This is a genomic window from Micromonospora sp. NPDC005172, assembly GCF_040608555.1.
Lineage (GTDB): Bacteria > Actinomycetota > Actinomycetes > Mycobacteriales > Micromonosporaceae > Micromonospora.
Genome location: NZ_JBEXIL010000025.1, coordinates 1 through 22,708, shown reverse-complemented (window position 1 = coordinate 22,708; position 22,708 = coordinate 1). Strand labels below are relative to the sequence as shown.

Below are 22,708 nucleotides of genomic sequence, written 5' to 3'. Positions count from 1 at the left end.
GCTCACTCGCCGTTGCGCAGGCGGCGCAGGGCATGTTCCACCTGGAGGGTGTCCAGGTGGAAGTCCCCGAGCAGCCGTCGGCGATCGGCCAGCAGTCGCTCGTACACGTCGATCGCCTCGTCGACCCGCCCGTCGAGCAGGAGCACCACGGCGAGGGTGGCCCGGATGGCGAGCACCTCGCTGCGGTCGGCGTGCCGGGGCTCCACGGTGGCCAGGGTGGCCCGCAGCTCGGCCTCCGCCTCGCCGAGGCGACTCTGCTCCTGCATGCACCGGGCCAGCGTGTGCCGAGCCTGCCAGGTCTCCGGCTGGTTCGACGGCCACAACCGGTACCGGACCTCCAGGATCGCGTGCAGCATCTCCTCCGCCTCGGGGGCGCGATGCTGGGCGAGGACGGCCAGCGCCAGGCTGTGCCGCACGACCATGGTGTCCCAGTGCTCGGGTCCGCGTACCTGGTCCTCCGCGGCGACGATCTGTCGCAGCTCCGACTCGGCCTCCGGCCACTGCCGTTGCGCCATGATCGCCTTGGTGAGCTTGTGCCGGCTGGCGAGGGTGTCGGGATCGTCGCTGCCCAGCACCTGGGTCCGGTCGGCGATGACGTCGCGGAGCACCCGGTCGGCCATCTCCGGCTGGTTGCGCTCCAGCCAGGTGCGGCCCAGCTCGTGCCGCAGCGCCAGCACCTGCGGCCGGTCCGGGTCGTGGTCGTACGCGGCGCAGCCCCGCACGATCGGTTCGAGGATGTCGAAGGCCGACCCGGGCAGGCCGACGGCGATGAGGTAGCGGGCGGTCAGCCTGGTCAACTCCAGTGCCCCGCGTACCGTTTCGGGGTCGTGCTTGTGTTTCTGCGGCACCAGGTATCCGCGGACGGCCTCGACCAGGTGCGGCACCAGTACGTCCCAGTTGGACCAGGCCGCCGAGTCGTCCGGATTCTGGCCCCCGGTGGCGGCGAGCAGCAGCTTCATGACGACGCTGTGGTACTCGGCGATCTGCTCGCGGACCTCGTCGCGGTCGCGGAACATCGCGTGCACCAGTGGGTGCAGCGACAGCACGTGCGCGAAGGCCGGGTCGGTGACGTCCTCCTGGACGTCGAAGTCGACCAGGGCGAGGTCGCCGATGCCCTCCAGCACCTTGACCCGCTGCCGGGCGGTCAGCCCTTCGAACAGGGGTGACCCGGCAAGGATGGCCGGCTTGAGGACCGCCTCGTAGGGAACCGGGGAGACGCTCAGGCAGGCCAGCACGTTGAGCAGGGGCCGGCTCTGTTCGAGCTGACGGCGGGCCAGCAGGTCCAGTGAGATGTCGTCGACCTCGCGGACGATCTCCAGACCGAGCGATTCGTCGAGGTCGACGTCGGCGGCGTCGCGCGGCGAGCGGAAACGCCGCTCCACCGCAGTGCGGTAGTCGGCGAAGGTGGTGATGGTGGAAGAGCCGCGCCAGACCGGACTGGCGTTGACCGAGCGGAGGTAGTTGCCGGCAGCGCGCAGGGCCAGGGGCAACCCGCCCAGTTCGCGCGCCAGTTCGCGGGCGTCGTCCAGGCCGCCGGCCTGCGCGCCGGCCCGGTCGATGAGCACCTGGGCCCCGGCGTCGGCGTCGAGCGGGCCCACCTGGTGCAGGGTCGACCAGGTGCCCCAGGTGGCGCGGTTGCCGTCCCGGGTGGTCACCAGGACCATGCCGTCCTCGGCCTCCGGCCTGCGCAGCCAGCCGGTGCCGTCGGCGAGCACCCCGTCGGTGGGGCCGAGCGTCGCGGGCTCGTCCGCGCTGTCGAAGATCAGCAGCCAGGGCTGCTGGGCCTGGTTGAGGTAGCGCCAGACCAGGTCGGTGGCACTGATCATGCCGGACCACGCCTGGTCGACCTGACTTTCCGACGCGCCGAGTTGACTGACGACCTCGCGCATCCCGGAGTTGAGCCGGCCGGCCTGCACCCACCAGACGGTACGACCGTCCGCCCGTGCCCGACGGGCGATCTCCAACGCCACGTGGCTCTTGCCGGAGCCGCCCATGCCGCACAGGATGTGCACCGCCGGCCGGTCCCCGTCGGTGTCCGCCGGATGCAGGATCTCGTCGATCAGGTCGTCGCGGCCGTGCAGTGGGCTGTCCAGGCGCCCGAGTGGTGGGTCGACGGAGACGCGACTCGGTCGGTCGTAGGCCGGCCGGCGCACGCCCGCATCCTCGGGTGGAACGTCCGCAGTCAATGCGGTCCCCCTTCGGTGGCGAAATTGCGGCGCGGCGGGTGGCATAAAGGATCATGTCCACTGAGTGGACATTCGGAGGGGTCGTCACCCGCCCTACGTCAACCGCAAGGGTATCCACCACCGTACCGACTTGCACACTCTCCGTTTAGGCCGCCCGGCTGACCGGAATCGACATGACGAATTCTATTTCGTCGTTCATTCGAACCGATCTGCCGGGCTCGATGCTCGCGCGGCGCATCCACGATGGACACATGAACTGGTTGCCGTACGACGATGTGGCCGACTGGGGTTCCGTTCCGGACTGGTTCGGCGCGCTCGGCTCCATCGCGAGTGTGCTCTTCGTGTATCTCGGTCTGCGTCGGGAGATCCGTGCCCGGCGCGTCGACGAGATGCGGGTCCGGGCCACCCAGGCACGACTGGTCTCGGCGGTCACCGAGATCCGCGGCAACGCGGTGCTTCGGGTGACCGTGGCCAACGAGAGTGACGCGCCGGTGCTCGACGTGACGGTGGTGCCACGACTCGTGTCGTCCGAGGCTCCGGACGACCCGCCCGTCGACCTCGCCGGAGCGAAACAGGTCCGCCGGATACACGGTCGGGAAAGCGCGCAACTGTTCGTCACCGTCACCGGGGAGCACCGGCTGCACGCGGCCACCGACACCGTTCTGGTGGAGCTGACCTTCACCGATCACGACGGAAACCGCTGGCGGCGTATCGGCGCCGGTCAACCCGAGCCGGCGAGCTGACCGGAACGCGAATCCGACCACGGTGGTCCGGCGGCGCGAATCAGCCGCCGGACCACCGGTTCGTCTTCCTCAAATGGGATAGGTGCGCGCGACGGCCAGCATCTCGGAGCTGTGTGATCCGACGACACCGACGGCCGGCGGGCGGGGCCGGAAGCCGGGCAGCGCGTCCAGCCCGTCGCTGGCGTCCATCGCCCGCAGCGCCACCTGCGCGGTGATCGTCCGCAGCGTCAGCGTGACCTCGACGCCCTCCGGCGGCGGAGCGTGGAACACCAACCCGAAGCCCCACCTGCCCGCGCGGGGCTCCACCGGCACCGACCGCCCGGCCACCTCGGCGCGCAGCACGGTGGCGGTCGCCGTGTCGACGTGCAGGGTGGCGAGCCGGACCGCCCGCTGCGGGGTGAGCCGCAGCCGCAGCGTCCGCTCACCGCCGGCGCTGGTGTCGCCCAGCACGTCGAGCTTCGGCGCCGGCAGGGTCGCCGCCGGCGCCGAGCCGACCCGCAGCTCACCGTCGCCGAGGCCGGGGAAGTCGTCCGCCACGCTGGCGACCCCGTCCACGTAGTCGTCCGTCCACGGCTGCGGGTCGGCCTCGTGGCTCAGCCAGCGGGCCTGCCCGGTGCCGGCGTCCAGGGCGTACATCAGATGGGTGGGTGCGGGGTGGGCGGCGTCGAAGCGGTCGACGGCCAGGCCGACCCCGGCGAGCACCACCGCCGCCACGGCGGCGGCCCCGGCCGGCAGCGCCGCGCGTCGCCGGGCCCGCAGCGCCACCAGGCCGCGCTGTCCGCCGGCCTGCGGGTGCAGCAGGTCGACCACCGGCAGCGCGGTCAGGCCGAGCAGCACCGCGACCAGCGCGGCCACCCCGCCCATCGCCATCCCGAGCGCGGGGAAGAGCAGGACCACCGTCGGCAGGAGGATCACCACACCGACCGCGGCGGCGGCGGTCACCGCCACCACCGGCCACGGCCCGGTCTGCCGCGTGCGCAGCGCCACCAGACCGCCGAGGGCGCCGGCGAGCGCCGGCAGGGTGGTGAGGTACGCCCCGCCGGGCACCGCCACGGCGAGCAGCACCCCGAGCAGGGCCAGCCAGGCCAGGCCGCCGACGGCCAGCGCGGCCGGGCCGATCCGACGGCGGGTCAGCGCGTACCAGGTGAACAGAATGGCGGTGGCGAGCGCCAGCACGGCCATCCGGTACCAGACCGGACGGTACGGGTCGAGGAGTTCCGCGTACCCCGGCCGGATCGCGGTGATCGCCAGCCAGAGCAGTTGGGCGGCGACCGGCGCGACCACGATCGGCACCAGAGCGAGGCCGAAACCGGCGACCAGTTGCCCTGTGCTCGCCCGTCCACTGCGGCGGGTCCGCCAGCCCAGTGCCGCGACCGCGAGCACCGCGAGCAGGGCCAACGGCAGGACGAGCCAGCCCGGGTAACGGGCCAGCACACCCGGCAGCGGGAAGTAGGTGGCGTCGTGTCCGGAGCGCAGGTCGGTCAGGTCGACCGCGCCGAACTCCCGGGCCAGGCCGAGCGCGTTGTCCCCGTGCTGCTGGAGGCTGCCCCGGTCCATCGCGGCCGGGGTGTCCAGCGGGGTGTGGTAGATCGCGCCGCCGTCGATGTACGCCGAGTTCAACCCCACGAACCTGTGGTCCAGGAAGGCGGTGAAGTCGGTGTCGTTGGGCAGCGCCCGGTAGATCTCCACGGCGAACGAGGTGCCCACCGGGTGCGGTGCGGCCCGGCCGAAGACGTCCACCAGCTTCGCGTTGTTCTTCGACGTCTCGAACATGATCACCGGGCCGGTGGCACCGCGCGCCTCCAGGTTGAGCACCACACCGCCGTCGGCGGCGAGCGGGTGACTCGCGGCGAACGCGGCCGCACCGCAGAGGCACGCCTCCTCGGCGTCGGTCAGCACGAAGACGACGTCGTTGCGGGGCCGGGGGCCGGTGGACAGCGCGCGGGCCACCTCCAGGATGGCCGAGGTGCCGGCCGCGTCGTCGTTGCCACCCGGCCCGGTCTGCACCGAGTCGTAGTGGGCGACCAGGAACACCCGGCCGGTCGGGTCGGTGCCGGGCAGCCGGGCGACCACGTTCCGTACCCGGGCCACTGTCGCGCCGCCGGCCGCCCCGCTGAGCTGGCCGGCCTCCGGCGCGACGGTGTCCTGCACGTCCGTCTCCAGGCCCAGGCCGCGCAGTTTCTGCTCGACGTGCGCGCGAACCTGGTCGTTGGCCGGGCTCCCGGCGACGTGCGACCGGGCCGCGATCACCTGCACGTCCGTGTACGCCCGGGCGGCGCTGAACTCGTCCGCCGGCGCGTCCGCCGGCCTCGGCGTCGGGGTGCCCAGGTCGAGCAGGCTGCCGGCGCCGACGGCCGCCAGCGCGACAAGCGCCGCCGCGGCGGCCAGGAGCCGCCGACGCGGTCGGGTCAGCGCACGGTCGGCAGGGGGTACGCCCGGACCGGGCCGGAGCGGTACGTCCGCCGTGACGGGGGTGGGGGGTGCGCCCATCCGAACTCCTCGAGGGTGGTGGGGCGTGGGGGTTGCACCATCCTGCCCGTCGATGCTTCGAAAAGGGGACGGCCGGGCGTCCACCGATCTTCCGCCTGTCAGGGGGTGCCCGGCCGTCCGCTGTGCCCCCGGTTCTCCGGCCGGCAGTGATCCTGCCCATCCCCGCCCCGTGCCGCGGTCATCGTGTTGTGTGCGACCGTTGTCTAATACAGGATCAGCAGGGCACTCGGAAGGAGCCCGACATCACCAGCGAACTCCCGCGTCTCGCGGCGGTGACCCGGCCGCACCGGGGAGGTGGCCTGGCCGGCTCCCCTGTCGTGCCGTACCCGCACGGTGGCCTGGCGCGGCACGCCAACCTGCCGCCCGGCGAGCGGTTGCGGGTGCTGTTGGTGGAGGACGACGAGGGCGACGCCTTCCTGGTCGGTGAGCTGCTCGCCGAGACGAACTCGATGATCGACCTGGTGGTCGCCACCAGCCTCAGCGAGGCGCGGCAGCGGATCACCGGCGTCGACTGCGTCCTGCTCGACCTGGGCCTGCCCGACGCGCAGGGGCTGGACGGGCTGCGCCAGGTGTTGGAGATGTCCAGCGGAGCCGCCGTCTGCGTGCTGACCGGCCGATCGGACGAGCACATGGGCATCGTCGCGGTCGCCGAGGGCGCACAGGACTACCTGGTCAAGGGCCAGGTCGACGGGGTGCTGCTGACGCGGGCGCTGCGCTACGCGGTCGAGCGCAAGCGCGCCGACGTCAACGCCCGCCGGCTGCACGAGGTCGAGCTGCGTCAGGCCGAGTCGGCGCGACTCGAACGTGGTCTGCTGCCCCAGCCGCTGATGACAACCGACCAGGTGGCGGTGCACACCTTCTACCGGCCGGGTCGGCACGCCGCACTGATCGGCGGAGACTTCTTCGACGTGGTGCAGACCCGTCCGGACCGTCTCGACCTGATCGTCGGGGACGTCTGCGGGCACGGGGTGGACGAGGCCGCGCTCGGTGTGGAACTGCGGGTGGCCTGGCGGGCCCTGGTGCTCGCCGGGGTGCCGGACGACGAGGTGCTACCCGCACTGGAACAGGTGCTGATGAGCGAGCGCCGCCTTCAGGAGATCTTCGCGACGGTGGCCACCGCCCGACTCGACCTCGATGCCAAACGGGCCACCGTCCGACTCGCCGGGCACCCACCGCCGCTGCTGCTCTCGGGTGGCCGGGTCGTCCCGGTGCCCGCGCCCGGAGGCCTGCTGCTGGGCGTACGACCTCGCCGGCCGATCGCCTACGACCTGGAGTTCGACACTGATGACTGGTCCCTGTTGATGTACACCGACGGCCTGATCGAGGGGCGGGTGGGCGTCGGCAACGAACGGCTCGACGTGCCGGGCCTGAGCGGGCTGCTCGACGAGCCGGCCAACCGGGAGGTGTCGCTCCCCGAGCTACCGGCGTGGCTGGTGGGTCGGGCCGAGCAGATCAACGGTGGCCCGCTCGCCGACGACGTGGCGATGCTGCTGGTCAGCCGCGGTGGTGGCCGGTGAGGCCGGTGGTCGGCGGCTGGAGTTTGCGCCGCCGCGTCATCACGCTGCTCACCGTCGTGGGTGTGCTGCTGATCGGTCTGGCCGTCGCGGAGGCCGCCGTGGCCGCGCGCAACCGCACCCAGATCGACGCCATCCTCAACCAGACCGGGCCGCTGCGGGTGCAGTCGCAGGAGCTGCTCAACGCGGTGCTCGACCAGGAGACGGCGGTCCGCGGGTACGCGGTCAGCGGTGACCCGGCCGACCTGGGTCCGTACGAGGCCGGGCTCGACCAGGAGAAGGCCACCGTCGCCGCGATGCGTGCCCTGCTGCACGACTATCCGCAGATCGGCCAGGAGCTGCGGACCGTCGAGGAGAGGTCCGCGCAGTGGCGGCAGGCCGTCGCCGAGCCGGTGATCACCACGACCGAGCAGGAGGGCACCCGCGCCGGCCAGGCGTTGGTCACCGAGCAGGCCCGGCAGCGGTTCGACCAGGTCCGCTCGGCCGTCGGTGACCTCCAGCAGGAGATCCTGGCCGCCCGGGAGCGGGCCGCCGCGGACGTCCGCGAGAGCAGCAACGTGCTCGTCGTCCTGCTGATCGTCGCGGCCCTGGTGGTCGTCGTGGCCGGCGCGGTGCTGCTGCTCTCGCTGGACCGGATGGTGGTCCGGCCACTGACCGGGCTGGCCACCCAGGTCCGCGAGGTGGCCGAGGGCGACTACCAGCACCGCATCGCCACCGTCGGCCCGCCGGAGTTCATCCGGCTCGGTGACGACGTGGACGCGATGCGCCAGAAGATCGCCTCCGACCTGGCTGAGGTGCGGGAGGCCCGCGAACGCATCGAGTGGGTCAACAGCCAGCTCCAGAAGCAGGCCGAGGAGCTGACCCGGTCCAACCGTGACCTGGAGCAGTTCGCGTACGTGGCGTCCCACGATCTGCAGGAGCCGTTGCGCAAGGTGGCCAGCTTCTGCCAGCTGCTCCAGCGCCGCTACGCCGGGCAGCTCGACGAGCGGGCCGACCAGTACATCGCCTTCGCGGTGGACGGCGCCCAACGGATGCAACGTCTGATCAACGACCTGCTCGCGTTCTCCCGGATCGGCCGGCTCACCACCGGCTTCGTCGAGGTCGACCTCAACAAGGTGATGGGCGACGTGGCCGGCCAGACCGAGGCCGCCCGACAGTACGCCGACGCGGAGCTGACCTGGACCGAGCTGCCGGTGATCCGTGGCGAGGAGCCGCTGCTCACCAACCTGCTGGCCAACCTGGTCAGCAACTCGATCAAGTTCCGTCGTCCGGACGTGCCGCCCAAGGTGCACATCTCGGCGCGGCTGGTCGACGCCGAGTGGGAGATCAGCTGCCAGGACAACGGCATCGGCATCGAGCCGGAGTTCGCCGACAAGATCTTCGTGATCTTCCAGCGGCTGCACTCAAAGGACGCGTACCCGGGCACCGGCATCGGGTTGGCGATCGTCAAGAAGATCGTGGAATATCACGGCGGCCGGGTCTGGGTGGACACCGACGTACCGGAGGGCACCGCCATCCGGTTCACGCTCCCGGCGCGCCCGGAGGACGTGGAGGCGGCCGCCGCCACCGACCCCGCCGAGCAGCCGCAGGAGGCCACGGCGGGGGACACCACGCCGGCGGACGAGGCGTCTTCCGCGCTGCCGGAGGACCCGGCCGGGGCGGACCAGCCGGACCGGGCCGACGGGCCGCCGGAAAGCGGTAGAACGGGTGACATGAGGGAGACGGTGGGATGACCGCGCCGGCGGACGGCAAGAGCCCGATCGAGGTCCTGCTCGTCGAGGACGATCCGGGTGACGTGTTGATGACCCAGGAGGCGTTCGAGGAGCACAAGCTGCGCAACCGGCTGACCGTCGTCTCCGACGGCGCCGAGGCGCTGGCCTACCTGCGGCGGGAGGGCCAGTACGCGGACGCGTTGGCGCCCGACCTGATCCTGCTCGACCTCAACCTGCCCCGGCGGGACGGGCGGGAGGTGCTGGAGGAGATCAAGAACGACCCGGAGCTGCGCCGCATCCCGGTCGTCGTGCTCACCACCTCGCAGGCCGACGAGGACATCCTGCGCAGCTACCAGCTGCACGCCAACGCCTACGTGACCAAGCCGGTGGACTTCGAGCGCTTCATCTCGGTCGTCCGGCAGATCGACGAGTTCTTCGTCAGCGTGGTCAAGCTGCCGCCGCGTGGCTGACACCCTGCTCGACGACGTCGGCGACCTGCTCCGGGAGGCCGCCGACCAGGTCGTGCTGCCACTGTTCCGCAAGCTCGACGACGCCGACGTGTCGGAGAAGGCGCCCGGCGAGGTGGTGACCGTCGCCGACCGCCGCGCCGAGGAGCTGCTCTCCGCCGGGCTGCGCAAGCTCCGACCAGGTTCGCAGGTGGTGGGTGAGGAGGGCGTCGCCGACGACCCGACGCTGCTGACGCACCTGCGCGACAGTGGGGACGTGTGGCTGGTCGACCCGGTCGACGGCACCGCCAACTTCGCCGCCGGTCGCCGACCGTTCGCCCTGATGGTGGCGCTGCTGACCGACGGGCGGCCGAGGGCCGGCTGGATTCTCGATCCGCTGGCACAGACGCTGGCCGCCGGTCGGGCCGACGAGGGCACCCTGCTCAACGGCCAGCCGGTCGGCGCCGCCGACGTCGTGCCGTCCCTGGGCGACATCCGCGGCGTGGCGATGACGCGTTTCCTGCCGCCGGAGGCCCGTGACCGGGTCCGTGCCGGTGGTCGCCGGCTCGGCGAGCTGCTGCCCGGCCAGCACTGCGCCGGCCGGGAGTACCTGGACATCCTCACCGGCGAGCAGCAGTTCGCCCTCTTCTGGCGCACCCTGCCGTGGGACCACGCGCCGGGCACCCTGCTGGTCCGCGCCGCGGGTGGTGTGGCCCGCCGGTTCGACGGCGTCGACTACGACCCGGCCGACGAGGGTCGCGGGCTGCTCGTCGCCGTCAACGAAGAGGTCTGGACCGAGGTCCACGAGGCGCTGCTCAGCTCCTGAGCCGGGGCGGCCAGCCGGTTTCGTGACTCTCGCGACGCAGCGCGCTACGGCGGCAGCACGCTGCGTCGACACCGGCACCGGTGAGCGCTCACGGGGCTGGTCACCGGCGCGCGTTCCGGTATCGTGACCGGCGGTCTCCGCCAGCAGGCCGCCGACCGGCGCCGGTGGGGACGCCGCCGCGCAGAGTTCACCGGGGGCCGGCGGTCGACGGAAGGACGCTTTCGTGCCCAGGACCAGGCTCAGTCAGCCGCGCGTTCGCCGCTTACTGCTTCCTCTGCTCGCTGCCGTCGCGCTGGTGCTCGCCGGCGGTGTGCCCGCGTCCGCCGAGCCCGGTGAGGGCGGCACCAAGAAGTTGCAGGACGCGCTGGAGCTGACCGCCAAGGGCCACATCGAGGCCAAGGCCAAGCTGGACAACTCCAAGCGCCGGCAGACCGCGCTGACCGGCGAGCTGAAGACCGTCGAGGTTCGGCTCGTCGGGCTGACCGCGCAGGTCGGCGAGGTGGCCGCGCAGTCGTACCGGTCCGGCCGGCTCACCCCGACGGCGATGCTGCTCAACACGGCGACGCCGCAGGCGTTCCTGCAACGGGCGGCCGACCTGGACCTGATGGCCCAGCGGGACAGCAAGCGGTTGCGCGATCTCACCGAGGCCCGGCAGCAGGCCCAGCAGGCCAAGATCGCCATCGACGCCGAGGTTCGTGAGCAGCAGAAGCAGCTCGCCGTCATGGCCAAGAAGAAGAAGGAGGCCGAGGCGGCCCTCGCCGAGGTCAGCTCGGGTGGCAGCAGCGGCTTCAGCGGCGGCAACTCGTCCTCGGCGAAGCCGGCGCCCCGGAACTCCGACGGTTCCTGGCCGTCGGAGTCCTGCTCGGTGAAGGACCCCACCACCTCGGGGTGCATCACCCCACGCACCCTGCACGCCCTGAAGGAGACCCAGGCGGCCGGCTACAAGCGGCACGTCTCCTGCAAGCGCAGCGGTGGCGGCGGCGAGCACCCGAAGGGTCGGGCCTGCGACTTCTCGGCCGCCACGAACGGCTTCGAGGACAAGAACGCGACCGGCGGCGACAAGGCGTACGGGGACAGCCTGGCCGCCTGGCACGTCCGCAACGCCGAACGCCTGGGTGTGCTCTACGTGATCTGGTACCGGCAGATCTGGCACCCGGGCACGGGGTGGCGTGCCTACAGTGGCAGCGGCAGTCCCGCCGCCTCGCACACGAACCATGTTCATCTCTCGATGTACTGACCCGGAGCGCCAGCTTCGCTGCGTACCATCGCGACGATGAGTTCCTCAGCGTCCGACGTAGCGGCTCCTGCGGCCCCGCCCGTGCCGGTAACCGGCCGGGCGCTGCCGGGCGGCCTGGCCGCCTTCCTGGTCTTCTTCGCAAGCGGCGCCGTGCTGGTGCTGGAGACGGTCGCGCTGCGCCTGGTCGGCCCGTACGTGGGGGTGACCCTCCAGGTGACCAGCTCGGTCATCGGCATCGCGCTCGCCGCGATCGCCTACGGGGCGTGGTCCGGCGGCTGGCTGGCCGACCGGCGGGACCCACGCGGTCTGCTGGCGCCCGCGCTGGTGCTGGCGGGGATCGCCACCGCGGTGACCCTGCCCGTGGTGCGCTACGCCGGCGAGGTGCTGCGCGGCGGGGCGGCCAGCGCCATCCTGCTGCTCGTCGCGCTCGCCGTGTTCGTGCCGGCGGCACTGCTGGCCGCGGTGACCCCGCTGGTGGTCAAGCTCCAACTCGCCGACCTGCGCAGGACCGGCCAGGTGGTCGGCCGGTTGTCCGGCATCGGCACCCTGGGCGGCATCACGGCCACCCTGCTCACCGGGTTCGTGCTGGTCGCCGCGCTGCCCAGCACTGTCATCCTGCTGGCACTCGCGATCTCTCTCGGGCTGGTCGGCATCGGCCTCGGCTGGTACCTGCGCCGCCAGGCGCGGACCGACCTGCCCGGTCCGGCCCGCACCCGAGCCGCGCTGGCCGTCCTCGGCCTGCTCGGTGCGGGACTGAGCGCCATCGCGCCGAACCCGTGCGACATCGAGACCGCGTACCACTGCGCCCGCGTCACCACTGATCCGAACCGTCCCAGCGGCCGGACGCTGCTGCTCAACTCGGCCCAACACTCGTACGTGGACCTGGCCGACCCGAAGCACCTCGAGTACGCGTACACCAAGTGGATCGGCGCGGTCGCCGACGTGGCCGCGCCGGCCGGGCAGCGGTTGGACGCGCTGCACCTGGGCGGCGGCGGGTTCACCGTGCCGACGTACCTGACCGCGACCCGACCCGGCACCGACAACGTGGTGTTCGAGATCGACGGCGGGCTCGTCGAGCTGGGGGAACGGGAACTGGGCGTACACCCGGGGCCGGACCTGCGGGCGGTGGTGGGCGACGCCCGGATGCTGGTCGCCGGTGAGCCGACGGACAGCCGCGACCTGGTCGTCGGCGACGCGTTCGGCCACCTGGTGGTGCCCTGGCACCTGGCGACCCGGGAGATGGCCGCCGAGATCCGGCGCGTGACCCGCCCCGGCGGCGTGTACGTGCAGAACGTCATCGACTACCCGCCGCTGCGGTTCATCCGCGCCGAGCTGGCCACGGTCGCCGCCGAGTTCACACACGTCGCGTTGATCGCCCCGCCGGAGGCGCTCGCCGAGGAGCGGGGCAGCAACTTCCTCATCGTCGCCTCCGACGCGCCGTTGCCGCTGACCGCCGTCCGCGCCCGCCTCGACGCGGTCGACGCGACCGTCAGCCTGCTCTCCGGGTCGGACCTCACGGACTTCGTCGGTACGGCGATGGTGTTGACCGACGACTACGCCCCCGTGGACCAACTGCTGGCGACCGCCTGATCGGGTGATTCTCCTGACCGATTCCGATCCTTCAGGTGTAACCCGACCGGTCCTGGGCAACAACGGCCACCATGGGCGGTGGGGACCGGAACGGCGCGCAACTCCTCGATGAGCGGTACCGGCTCATCGAGCAGCTCGGCGCGGGCGGCATGTCGGTGGTCTGGCGCGGCTACGACGAGGTGCTGGGCCGCCAGGTAGCGGTGAAGGTGCTGGCGTCGCGGCTGGCCACCGACCGGGCCTTCCGGCACCGGATCCGCGTCGAGGCGCAGGCCGCCGCGCGGCTCTGCCACCCCAACATCACCAACGTGTACGACTACGGCGAGTCCCACCAGGTCGGCCTGACCGTGCCGTACGTGGTGATGGAGCTCGTCGACGGCGGTTCGCTGGCTGGCCGGCTCGGCCGGGAGATGCAGCTGCCGTGGCGTGAGGCGGTGACCATCGGCGCGGAGGTCAGCTCGGCGCTGGCCACCGCGCACGCTCGTGGTGTCGTGCACCGCGACGTCACCCCGGGCAACGTCATGCTCACCTCGACCGGCGTGAAGGTGGTCGACTTCGGCATCTCCGCGTTGGTGGGGGAGAGTGAGAAGGGGCCGGACGGCGCGTTGCTGGGCACGCCCGCGTACCTCGCGCCGGAGCGACTGGACAACGGCCAGGTCTCCCCGGCCACCGACGTGTACGCCGTGGGTCTGCTGCTCTACCGGATGCTCACCGGTCGGCTGCCCTGGGAGGCGAACACGACCACGCAGATGCTGCGTGCGCACATGTACAGCGACCCCGACCCGATGCCGGCGGTGCCCGGGCTGCCCGACGCGGTGACCGACCTGGTGCGGCGCTGCCTCGCGAAGCGCCCGGCCGACCGTCCGACCACCGCGGAGCTGGCCCGCACCCTCGCGGAGGCGGCCGGCATGCTGGCGGCGGTGCCGGTCTCACCGGCGGGCGGTCCGTTGGATCCCGTCGCGCTGGCCAACGCCGGCACCACGATCCTGCCCTGGTCGGCGGAGACCGACGCCCTTCCGCTCTCGCGGACGCGGCGAGCCCGCGTCCGTCAGGTGAACCGGCGTCGGCGGGTCGAGGCCGGGGTGGCAGCCGTCGGGCTGATCGCGGTCACCGGCGCGATGTGGGGCTTCACCTCCCGCAGCCCCGCCAGCGGCGAGGACCGGCCCACCACCGAGGCGCGGATGGGCCTGCCCGAGACGACGCCCTGCGAGGTGGCGTACGCGCTGCGCACCGACTCCGGCAAGGACTTCACCGCCGAGCTGACCCTGACCAACACCGGTGAGCGCGAACTGCGTGACTGGACGATGAACTTCACCTTCCCGGGTCAGCAGAAGGTGACGAAGGCCGAACCCGCCCCCGTTGAGCAGCAGGGTGGCGCGGTGCAGATCCGGCCCGCCGCACAGCGGACGACCCTGGCAGCCGGCGCGACCGAGAAGCTCACCCTGGCCGGGACGTACACCGGGGCGAATCCGCTGCCGGTGGAGTTCCGGCTCGGCGACGCGACCTGCCGGGTACGCGTCTCCGGGGTGGCCGGGTCCGCCCCGTCCACCGCCCCGGCGGTCAAGGCCGCCCCGACGAAGGCCCCGCCCAAGAAGACGACGAAGACCACCACGAAGGTCGCCCCCAAGGCGCCGGCCCCGCCGAAGGCACCCGAGAAGGCGAAGGCGCCGAAGACGAACAACGGCAAGGGGCCGGGTGGTCCGGGAAAAGGGTGAAGCCTCCTGAGGCGCACGCCGGCCACCAGAAGTGAGGCGTCAGCGTCGCCCCGCGAACCGCTGCACCTGGTCGATCCCGCCCTCCACGACCAGCACCCCGCCGTCGACGAGCGCCGTGTCGTCCGAGGCGTACCGGAAGCGTTCACCCGGCACCTTCGCGCCGATCACCCGGACGCCGTCGCGTTCGTCGGGGCGCAGATCGAGCAGGGTACGACCGACCAGGGACGGCGGAACCCGGACGGTGGCGATCGCGAAGGCGTCGTCGAACTCGATGAAGTCGAGCAGTCGACTGACGATCAGATGCGCCACCCGGTCGCCGGTCTCCGCCTCCGGGAAGATCACGTGATGTGCGCCCACCGACGACAGGATCTTGGCGTGCTTCTGTGACGTGGCACGCGCCCAGATCTGCGGCAGACCCAGCTCGACCAGCGCCAGTACGGTGAGCACGCTCGCCTCCACCGACGCCCCGATGGCCACCACGGCCCGGCCGAAGCTCGCGACGCCCAGTTGCCGCAACGCCCCCTCCTCGGTCGCGTCGGCCTGGACCACCCGGTCCAGCTGGGCCGAGAAGCGCTGCACCTGATCCGGGTTGCGGTCGACGGCGAGCACCTCGCGGTCCATCCGGGCCAGTGACCCGGCCAGGTGACACCCGAACCGACCCAGCCCGATCACCACGACGCCGCCGCCGTCCGCTCGTCTCGTCGACACCTCGACCCTCCTCGTCGCTAGCCGACAATCGGCTGTTCCTGGGGATAGCGGTAGAGCCTGCGCCGGGTGTTCAGGGCGATCGCCGACCCGAGGGTCAGCGGGCCGACCCGACCGATGAACATCAGCACCGTCAGTACCACCTGACCACTGCTCGGAAGCTCGCCGGCCAGACCGATGGTCAGCCCGGTGGTGCTGAACGCGGACGTGACCTCGAACAGCACCGAGACGAACCGCACGCCCTCGGTGAGCAGCAGCACGAGCATCGTCCCGGCCGTGACCAACGCGACGCTCAGCAGAGCGACGGTGACGGCCTGCCGTTGGCTGGCCGTGGCCACCCGGCGGTGCCCGACCGTCACGTCGGGCTCCCCACGCAGTTCCGCCCAGATGGTGAACGCCAGCAGGAAGAACGTGGACACCTTGATGCCGCCAGCCGTGCTGGCGCTGCCACCGCCGATGAACATCAACGCGATGAGCAGCGGATAGCTCTCCTCCTGCAGGTCGGCGATGTCCAGGACACTGAACCCGCCGGTCCGGCTCAGCGCGATCTGCGTGAACGACGCGAGCATCTTGCCCGCGGCGTCGTACGGGCCGATCGTGCTGGCGTTCGTCCATTCGGCGGCGAGCAGGCCGACGAAGCCGATCAGCAGCAGCGCCACGCTGCCCCAGATGGTCAACTTGGTGGCCACCGCCCACCCCGCCGGCCTGCGCCACTCGCGGACCGCCTCGAACAGGGCGGGGAACCCGAGACCGCCGACGATGGCGCCGAACGCCAGCGGCAGCGACACCCACGGGTCACGGTCGAAGGCCAGCAGGCCGTCGGAGTAGAGCGCGAAGCCACCGTTGTTGAACGCCTGGATGGCGTGGAACACCCCCGACCAGAGGGCACGGCCCGGCGCGTAGTCGTACGCCCACCAGAGGCGGCCGGCGACCAGCGCGGTCATCACCGCCTCGCAGGCGAAGACGGTCACCGCGATCCGGCTCAGCAGCCGCGTCACATCTCCGACGCCGAACTCCGCCGTCTCGGCCTGCACCAGCAGCCGGTTGCGCAGGCCGAGCTGACGGGAGACCACGAGGATGACCAAGGCCGCGACGGTGAGGATGCCGAGACCGCCGAGCTGGGTGAGCAGGGTGATCACCACCAGGCCCCCGCCGGACCAGTAGTTGGGGGTGTCGGTGACCGCCATCCCGGTGACGGACACCGCCGAGGTCGCGGTGAACAGCGCCGTGACCAGGGGCGGTCGGTGGTGCTGGACGGTCGACCAGCGCGCCATCAGCAGCGCGGTACCGAGCAGGATCGGCACCAGGAACCCCAGCGGCACCAGCCGCACGGGGTTGCGGAGTAACCGGCGCACCAGACAATCTTCCTTTTCCGGGTGCCCCGTGGAGGGGGAACGCCCATTCCGGAGATTCACCTGCCGGTCAATCCTCGACCAACTCCCCGTCAACCACAGCCGATCTGCTGTCTGCGACACCCCTCGATGACAGGAGACGGCGTTGCGACGTACCCTCTCGACCCTCGGCGTGGCCGGCGTACTGCTCGCCGCCGCCGCCGTGGCCGTGCCCACCCTGGCCGCCGCCGGCCCCTCGGCCGACGCGGACCGCACCCGGGCCACCGACCGGCCGATCGTCGTCGGCCACCGTGGCGCCAGCGGATACCGGCCGGAGCACACACTGGAGGCGTACCGGCTGGCGATCCGGATGGGCGCCGACTACATCGAGCCGGACCTGGTGTCCACCTCCGACGGCGTGCTCGTCGCCCGGCACGAGAACGAGATCTCCGGCACCACCGACGTGTCGACCCACCCGGAGTTCGCGGCCCGCAAGGCGACCAAGACCATCGACGGTGTCGCCGTGACCGGCTGGTTCACCGAGGACTTCACCCTCGCCGAACTGAAGACGCTGCGGGCCAAGGAGCGGCTGCCGCAGGTCCGCGTGGCGAACACCGCCTTCGACGGCCGCTTCGAGGTGCCCACCCTCCAGGAGGTCATCGACCTCGCCCGGACCGAGGGGCGGGCACGGGGCCGCACCATCGGCATCTACCCGGAGACCAAGCACCCGAGCTACTTCACGTCGATCGGCAAGCCGCTGGAGGAGCCGCTGCTCGCGGTGCTGCGGCACAACAAGCTGGACCGGAAGAACTCGCCCGTCTTCATCCAGTCGTTCGAGACGGCCAACCTGCGCCGACTGAGCCGGCTGACCGAGGTGAAGTTGATCCAGCTCCTCGACGCCACCGGCCGCCCGTACGACTTCACCGCTACCGGTGACACCCGTACCTACCAGGACCTCGCCACGTCCGCCGGCCTCAGGTGGATCGCCGCGTACGCAGACGGCATCGGCGCGAACAAGAACCTGATCGTGCCCCGCGACGCCGCCGGCAAGCTGCTCGCCCCGACGAACGTGGTGCGTGACGCGCACCGCGAGCGGTTGCTCGTGCACTCCTGGACGTTCCGCGCGGAGAACCAGTTCCTTCCCACGGACTTCCGGATCGGCACCGACCCGAACGCACGCGGCGACATCACGGCCGAGTACGAGCTCTTCTTCGGCCTCGGTCTCGACGGCGTCTTCAGCGACCACCCGGACACGGCAGTCGCCGCCCGCGCCGGCCTCTGACCCCCTGCCACCGAACCTCGACCCGGCCGCTGACCCGCGCCGGGCCGATCACCGGGGCGATCACGCCCGGCCCACCCGCTGGCCCGTCGTTCGCCACCTCGGACGCACGATCTTGACGGGGCGCAGGCAGCAGGTTGTCGGTCCCTGACTGGCGGCTTCGTTGCCAGCGAAGATGCCGGGCCGACACGCCGCGCAACCCTTCCTATGCGTACGGTTGTTCGACAGTATGGGCCAGTCGAGCGGAAGGAGCGGCGCATGGCAGACAAAAGCGCCATCGAGTGGACGGAAGCAACCTGGAATCCGACCACCGGTTGTGACCGCATCTCGTCGGGCTGCGACAACTGTTATGCGATGACCCTCGCTAAGCGCTTGAAAGCCATGCGCTCGGCCAAGTATCAGACCGATGGAGACCCGCGCACCTCCGGCCCCGGCTTTGGCGTCGCCCTGCACCCTGATGCCCTCGATATTCCTCGTCGCTGGCGTGACCCACGGACAGTCTTCGTCAACTCCATGTCGGATCTGTTCCACGCCCGGGTTCCACTCGCCTACGTGCAACAGGTTTTCGCTGTCATGCGCGAGACCCCCAGGCATACGTTCCAGGTGCTCACCAAGCGCGCCGCCAGGCTGGCGAAGGTCGCCCATCAGATCGACTGGCCGGCGAACGTCTGGATGGGCGTGAGCGTCGAGGCTCACGCTCAGCGGGAACGGGTCGCCCAGCTCCGCGAGGTGCCGGCCGCAGTACGTTTCATCTCGGCCGAGCCGCTGCTGGGGCCACTGGTCGACCTGGATCTCGACGGCATCGACTGGCTGATCGCGGGGGGCGAGTCGGGGCAGGGCTGCCGCCCGATGGATCCGGAGTGGGTGCGTGACCTCCGGGATCAGTGTCTATCTGCCGGCACCGCCTTCTTCTTCAAGCAGTGGGGCGGGCGTACGCCGAAACTTGGCGGCCGGCACCTCGACGGTCGGACGTGGGACGAGATGCCCGCCCCACGTCTACTTGTGCAGGCGTAGGGGTTGCCGCGGGTAAAGCCCCTACTCAAGGCCGCCAGAGGACTTCCTTCCAGAAGTCTCCCGTGCCGGGGCTGCTGATCCGGCCCTGTCGATGCAGCGACTTGACGGCCTGTCGTACATGTGGTGCCCAGGCGTGCCCAAGTACGTCACCGTAGATCTCCGGCACATGATCGACAATCTTGATCGTAGAAGCCTGTTCGAGCAACTTGATGATGTTCCGCTCGATCGCACCTGACCAGCGAGGGGCGTTCTCGGCCTTGTACTGCTCGGCGTCGAATACGGGACCGTCTCCGAATAGCGTCTCCGCTACATGGTCGCCCCGCCGGATCTGCTCCCGGACCCACGCCTCCTCCCATTCGACGCCAGCCTTGCCCAGGGTGTCGGCGAAATGCCAGGCCCCTTCGCCATGGGTGGTGAACAGGGCGAGGACGTATTTCGGGGCGAGACCGGGGCGTGGGCGCACCGGCATCTGCACCGCCTGGTAGTTGGAGCCCTGGGTGAGATCTCGGGCATACCTGTCCGCAACCCGGAGTGCGACGTCCGTGGCGCGCTGGTCATCGCCCGCATCCGACACCTCGGCGAAGTAGCTGCGCCACCAGCCGCCACCCAGGAACCGGTCCAATCGCGCAGCCGTCCTCCGGTCGCTCTCCGACAGCCCACCCGATCGACTCTCGGCAACGTGGACGGCCCGTCCCATCCGAGCCACGGTGGAAACGCTGAAATGCAGCAGCAATTCGGTCGGCGGCCAGCTGGGGCGTCCGAGCAGCCGCGTCCGGATCAAATCGAAGTCAAGAGCCGGTCCGAAGGGGTCGAGAAAGGCGAAGAGCGAGGCACCCTTGGCTAAGGCCAGCACCTCGGGCAGGTGCTGGTCGAGGGTGCCCTGGCGCAGTTCGCGTCGAACCGCCCCGCCCTTGTCGCGGAGCACCTGCTCCAGGTTCGCGTAGCTGTCCGGATCCTGCTCGACGAAGAACGCGAGCACGTCGCGGAAGCCTTGGACGAACTCGGCGCACCGGGACAACAGCAGCGGAGACCCTGGCTCTCCGCCGTCGTACTCACCTCTGCCCGCGTAGCCGTCGAGGAAGACGATCGGGTTGCCCTGCCCTGTCTTGGAGGCGAAGACCACGGGATAGCGCTTGAGAATGCCGTGCTTCAGTACGGCAGCTGCCTTCTTTGACCGGAAAAATTCGTCGTTGCTGGACAAAGGCCCTCCCCGCATCGCTCACCTTCGGTCATGAGAAGGTAGCGCTGCGTCGTCGGGCTCGCTGCCCTGCGGCTCAGGCCATCCGGAGTGGATTCGATTGGGGGGACGCCCAGTGAGCACTGCTGACGGCTCCCTGGTGATTGGCCGTCGCGCAGTCCTCGGTCCATGATCTGACACAGCCGCAGCGCGGACCCGGGACTCGTTGCGCTGGAGCCCTCGTTGGGCAAATGGTGGGTCGCCGGAGTGCCTACCGGCCGGGGTGCTCGGCGACGTAGGTGCCGCGCCCGGGCTGGCCGGTGATCAGCTCGCGGTCATGCAGCAGGGAGAGCGCCCGCGACGCCGTGTTCATGTGCACGGCGTAGCTCTCGGCGAGTTCCCGAGTGGAGGGCAGCTTGTCACCCGGCTTCAACTCGCCGCTCTTGATCTTTGCGGCGATCTCGTTGGCGATGCGCCGATATGGCGCTTCTGCTGTGGGCATGGTGAGGACTCCGGTTGGTTCGGCAAACCCTCGGAGTGCGGGCCTCTGGTTGGTCCCGCGTTCGTACCGCCGCCGTCGAAGGCTGCGGGCGTGGGGCCGGGCGGTCCGGTGGGCGTCCCCTACCCGCACACCGGACCGCCCTCCATGCTGAGAGGACGGTGGTCGTGGAGAGGGAACGCTTCGTGGTGCACCTGCCGGTGGTGGCCGCTGATCTGCCGGGCGCGCTGCGGTTCGCGCGGGCGATCACGCGGGCGCTTGGTTTCCTCGCCGACGTGGACCGGGCGGAGACGACGGTGTCGGAGGAGGACGCTCAGTGCGTACGACATCGGGTTTTCTGTGACCACCTGCTCGGCGGTCGGCGGCGGTGCCCGCGCCCGGCGGACCACGACGGGTCGTGTGGGTGACGGCGGATGGCGCGAGGCGACACACGGCCCTGGTGGCCCGTGGGGGTGCGAGCCATCGAGGGGGTGGCCCGCTGTTACCCCCGGCCACCCCCTACCTGTTACTTGTGTGTTTCCGCCACATAGCTCGTGGGTGACGTCACTTCTAGCGTGAGCCGACAACCAAGCATCCTGTCCTCACCTGGAGTCGCGATGACGGTCCGGCACACGCGGCGGGCGTTCCTCTCCGCCGCCACGATGATGGCCGCGGCGTTGGCCGCCACGGCCTGTGGTAGCCCGCAGGACACCGCCACCGGCGGCGGCGACAGTGCCGCCCCGGTCAAGGTCGGTCTGGTGTACTCCCAGTCGGGAGCCCTGGCCAGCTACGGAAAGCAGTACATCGAGGGGTTCAAGGCGGGGCTGGACTTCGCCACCAAGGGCACCGGCAAGGTCGGTGACCGGAAGATCGAGCTGACCGAGGTCGACGACGCCGGTGACCCGGCCAAGGCGGTCTCCGCCGCGAAGGACCTGATCGGCAAGGGTACGAAGATCATTGCCGGCTCGACCGCGTCCGGGGTGGCGTTGCAGGTCGCGCCGATCGCTGCGCAGAACAAGGTCCTGTTCATCTCCGGCCCGGCCGCCACGGACGCGGTGACCGGCGCGAACAAGTACACGTTCCGGTCCGGGCGGCAGTCCTACCAGGACGTGGTGACCGCCAAGTCGTTCATCGGGGACCCGGCCGGCAAGAAGGTCGTGGTCTTCGCCCAGGATGGCGCGTTCGGCGACGCCAACGAGGCGGCCGTCAAGGCCGTCATCGGCGGCGCGGGTGCCACCGTGAGCAGTGTCCGGGCGCCGGCCAGCGCCACCGAGTTCACCCCGTTCGCCAGCCAGATCAAGGCCGCCAAGCCGGATCTGCTCTTCGTCGCCTGGGCCGGCACCACCGCCCCGGCGATGTGGCAGACCCTCGACCAACAGGGCGTCCTGTCGTCCACGACTGTCGTCACCGGTCTGGACATCCGCGCCTCCTGGCCGACGTTCGGCGCGGCCGGCGCGAAGATCTCCTTCCTGTCGCACTACTTCGACGGCGCGTCCGACACCGAGGCGAGCAAGGCGCTCAAGGCCAAGGTCAACACGATCGACCTGTTCCACCCGGACGGCTTCGCCGCCGCCCAGATGGTGGTGCGGGCCGTGCAGGAGGGCGGCGACGACGTCGACAAGATGGTCAAGGCTCTCGAGGACTGGAGCTTCGACGGGGTCAAGGGCAAGATGACCATCCGCGCTGCCGACCACGCCCTGCTCCAGCCGATGTTCCAGGCCAAGCTGACCGGCAGCGGCACGGCCTTCACGGCCACCGCGCAGAAGAGCCTCACCGGCGACGAGACCGCGCCACCGGCCGTGGCCATGAAGGGCTGAGAAATGCTCGCCACCCGCGGTCTGACCTGGCGGATCGGTGAGGTCGCCATCGTCGACAGCGTCTACCTCGACCTGGCGCCCGGGGAGTTCCTGGGCGTGATCGGGCCGAACGGCGCCGGCAAGACCTCACTGTTCAACCTGATCACCGGCCTGCGCCGGGCCACGGAGGGCCGGATCACCCTGGACGGGCAGGACATCGGTTCGCTCCCGCCGCACCGGCGGGCCCGCCTCGGTCTGGGCCGTACCTTCCAGGCTTCCTCGGTCTTCGGCTCGCTCAGCGTGCGGGAGAACGTCCGGCTCGCCGTGCAGGCGCACCGCGGGGGCTCGATGGCGCTGTGGCGGCGGGCGGCGGCCGAATCCTCCGTTCCTCGGGGTGATCGAAGTGGGAACGCTCCCAAACCCACTGTTACATCCATGTGTCTAAATATCAATGCTGATCTATCTAAAACGG

Annotated in this window: 19 protein-coding genes; 13 read left to right on the top strand and 6 right to left on the bottom strand. The window is 71.0% G+C overall.

The genetic code is table 11. From position 1 onward, the window contains the following. Positions 1 to 2: 2 nt before the first annotated feature. Entirely contained in the window at positions 3 to 2,153 is a 2,151-nt protein-coding gene (locus tag ABZV06_RS18465) for a tetratricopeptide repeat protein (protein ID WP_355622783.1), read from the bottom strand. 284 nt (positions 2,154 to 2,437) lie between these two features. Between ABZV06_RS18465 and ABZV06_RS18460 the strand changes: the two genes are divergently transcribed. Further along, positions 2,438 to 2,929 (top strand): hypothetical protein, encoded by a 492-nt coding sequence (locus ABZV06_RS18460; RefSeq protein WP_355245083.1) that lies wholly within the window; start codon positions 2,438 to 2,440, stop codon positions 2,927 to 2,929. A gap of 69 nt (positions 2,930 to 2,998) precedes the next feature. Here ABZV06_RS18460 and ABZV06_RS18455 read toward each other — a convergent pair whose 3' ends face one another. Further along, positions 2,999 to 5,419 carry a M28 family peptidase gene (locus tag ABZV06_RS18455; RefSeq protein WP_355622780.1) on the bottom strand — a complete coding sequence of 807 codons (2,421 nt, stop codon included), beginning with the start codon at positions 5,417 to 5,419 and terminating at the stop codon, positions 2,999 to 3,001. A 272-nt stretch (positions 5,420 to 5,691) separates the two neighbouring features. Here ABZV06_RS18455 and ABZV06_RS18450 point away from each other — a divergent pair, with 272 nt between their 5' ends. From ABZV06_RS18450 to ABZV06_RS18420, 7 genes are all read left to right on the top strand, one after another. Next, positions 5,692 to 6,936, top strand: coding sequence for a fused response regulator/phosphatase (locus ABZV06_RS18450; RefSeq protein ID WP_355622777.1), 1,245 nt, complete (start codon positions 5,692 to 5,694; stop codon positions 6,934 to 6,936). Beyond that, positions 6,933 to 8,666, top strand: coding sequence for an ATP-binding protein (locus ABZV06_RS18445; protein ID WP_355622774.1), 1,734 nt, complete (start codon positions 6,933 to 6,935; stop codon positions 8,664 to 8,666). The genes ABZV06_RS18450 and ABZV06_RS18445 overlap by 4 nt, the downstream gene beginning before the upstream one ends. Further along, complete coding sequence (locus ABZV06_RS18440; RefSeq protein WP_355245095.1) at positions 8,663 to 9,115, top strand: response regulator; 453 nt, start codon at positions 8,663 to 8,665, stop codon at positions 9,113 to 9,115. Before ABZV06_RS18445 ends, ABZV06_RS18440 begins: the two co-directional genes overlap by 4 nt. Then, entirely contained in the window at positions 9,108 to 9,917 is an 810-nt protein-coding gene (locus ABZV06_RS18435) for an inositol monophosphatase family protein (RefSeq protein WP_355245098.1), read from the top strand. Before ABZV06_RS18440 ends, ABZV06_RS18435 begins: the two co-directional genes overlap by 8 nt. A 223-nt stretch (positions 9,918 to 10,140) precedes the next feature. Then, positions 10,141 to 11,154, top strand: a complete 1,014-nt coding sequence (locus ABZV06_RS18430) for a hypothetical protein (RefSeq protein ID WP_355245101.1) — start codon at positions 10,141 to 10,143, stop codon at positions 11,152 to 11,154. Between the two features lie 36 nt (positions 11,155 to 11,190). Beyond that, positions 11,191 to 12,744: a fused MFS/spermidine synthase gene (locus tag ABZV06_RS18425; protein ID WP_355622771.1), complete on the top strand. Its 1,554-nt coding sequence runs from the start codon at positions 11,191 to 11,193 to the stop codon at positions 12,742 to 12,744. A gap of 71 nt (positions 12,745 to 12,815) precedes the next feature. Beyond that, entirely contained in the window at positions 12,816 to 14,456 is a 1,641-nt protein-coding gene (locus tag ABZV06_RS18420) for a serine/threonine-protein kinase (protein ID WP_355245107.1), read from the top strand. Between the two features lie 39 nt (positions 14,457 to 14,495). On the opposite strand, the gene ABZV06_RS18415 is transcribed toward ABZV06_RS18420, so the two are convergent. Beyond that, the gene (locus ABZV06_RS18415; RefSeq protein WP_355245110.1) at positions 14,496 to 15,164 is read right to left on the bottom strand and encodes a TrkA family potassium uptake protein; all 669 of its coding nucleotides are present in this window, start codon (positions 15,162 to 15,164) and stop codon (positions 14,496 to 14,498) included. Positions 15,165 to 15,181: 17 nt separating this feature from the next. Next, entirely contained in the window at positions 15,182 to 16,516 is a 1,335-nt protein-coding gene (locus ABZV06_RS18410) for a potassium transporter TrkG (RefSeq protein WP_355245113.1), read from the bottom strand. A 142-nt stretch (positions 16,517 to 16,658) separates the two neighbouring features. On the opposite strand from ABZV06_RS18410, the gene ABZV06_RS18405 reads away from it, so the two are divergent. Continuing rightward, positions 16,659 to 17,774: a glycerophosphodiester phosphodiesterase gene (locus ABZV06_RS18405; RefSeq protein ID WP_355622768.1), complete on the top strand. Its 1,116-nt coding sequence runs from the start codon at positions 16,659 to 16,661 to the stop codon at positions 17,772 to 17,774. Between the two features lie 255 nt (positions 17,775 to 18,029). Further along, on the top strand, positions 18,030 to 18,785 hold the full coding sequence (locus ABZV06_RS18400; RefSeq protein ID WP_355245119.1) for a phage Gp37/Gp68 family protein: 756 nt from the start codon (positions 18,030 to 18,032) through the stop codon (positions 18,783 to 18,785). Positions 18,786 to 18,810: 25 nt separating this feature from the next. Here the strand turns inward: ABZV06_RS18400 and tcmP are convergent, their stop codons facing one another. Then, positions 18,811 to 19,986, bottom strand: a complete 1,176-nt coding sequence (gene tcmP / locus ABZV06_RS18395; protein WP_355245122.1) for a three-Cys-motif partner protein TcmP — start codon at positions 19,984 to 19,986, stop codon at positions 18,811 to 18,813. A gap of 247 nt (positions 19,987 to 20,233) precedes the next feature. Continuing rightward, positions 20,234 to 20,464 carry a winged helix-turn-helix domain-containing protein gene (locus ABZV06_RS18390; protein WP_139586398.1) on the bottom strand — a complete coding sequence of 77 codons (231 nt, stop codon included), beginning with the start codon at positions 20,462 to 20,464 and terminating at the stop codon, positions 20,234 to 20,236. Between the two features lie 164 nt (positions 20,465 to 20,628). Between ABZV06_RS18390 and ABZV06_RS18385 the strand changes: the two genes are divergently transcribed. From ABZV06_RS18385 to ABZV06_RS18375, 3 genes are all read left to right on the top strand, one after another. After that, positions 20,629 to 20,868, top strand: coding sequence for a hypothetical protein (locus ABZV06_RS18385; RefSeq protein ID WP_355245125.1), 240 nt, complete (start codon positions 20,629 to 20,631; stop codon positions 20,866 to 20,868). A 189-nt stretch (positions 20,869 to 21,057) separates the two neighbouring features. Then, a complete protein-coding gene (locus ABZV06_RS18380; RefSeq protein WP_355245127.1) occupies positions 21,058 to 22,257 on the top strand; it encodes a substrate-binding domain-containing protein in 1,200 nt (399 codons plus the stop codon). A gap of 3 nt (positions 22,258 to 22,260) precedes the next feature. Continuing rightward, positions 22,261 to 22,708 (top strand): ATP-binding cassette domain-containing protein (locus ABZV06_RS18375; RefSeq protein WP_355622765.1); only part of this gene is annotated, 448 nt, incomplete at its 3' end.

What these genes read in the sequence shown, in the direction of transcription:
- ABZV06_RS18460 (WP_355245083.1), top strand. Translation starts at nt 2,438, where the DNA reads ATGAACTGGTTGCCGTACGACGATGTGGCCGACTGGGGTTCCGTTCCG.
- ABZV06_RS18455 (WP_355622780.1), bottom strand. Translation starts at nt 5,419, where the DNA reads ATGGGCGCACCCCCCACCCCCGTCACGGCGGACGTACCGCTCCGGCCC.
- ABZV06_RS18440 (WP_355245095.1), top strand. Translation starts at nt 8,663, where the DNA reads ATGACCGCGCCGGCGGACGGCAAGAGCCCGATCGAGGTCCTGCTCGTC.
- ABZV06_RS18425 (WP_355622771.1), top strand. Translation starts at nt 11,191, where the DNA reads ATGAGTTCCTCAGCGTCCGACGTAGCGGCTCCTGCGGCCCCGCCCGTG.
- ABZV06_RS18420 (WP_355245107.1), top strand. Translation starts at nt 12,816, where the DNA reads ATGGGCGGTGGGGACCGGAACGGCGCGCAACTCCTCGATGAGCGGTAC.
- ABZV06_RS18400 (WP_355245119.1), top strand. Translation starts at nt 18,030, where the DNA reads ATGGCAGACAAAAGCGCCATCGAGTGGACGGAAGCAACCTGGAATCCG.
- ABZV06_RS18390 (WP_139586398.1), bottom strand. Translation starts at nt 20,464, where the DNA reads ATGCCCACAGCAGAAGCGCCATATCGGCGCATCGCCAACGAGATCGCC.
- ABZV06_RS18380 (WP_355245127.1), top strand. Translation starts at nt 21,058, where the DNA reads ATGACGGTCCGGCACACGCGGCGGGCGTTCCTCTCCGCCGCCACGATG.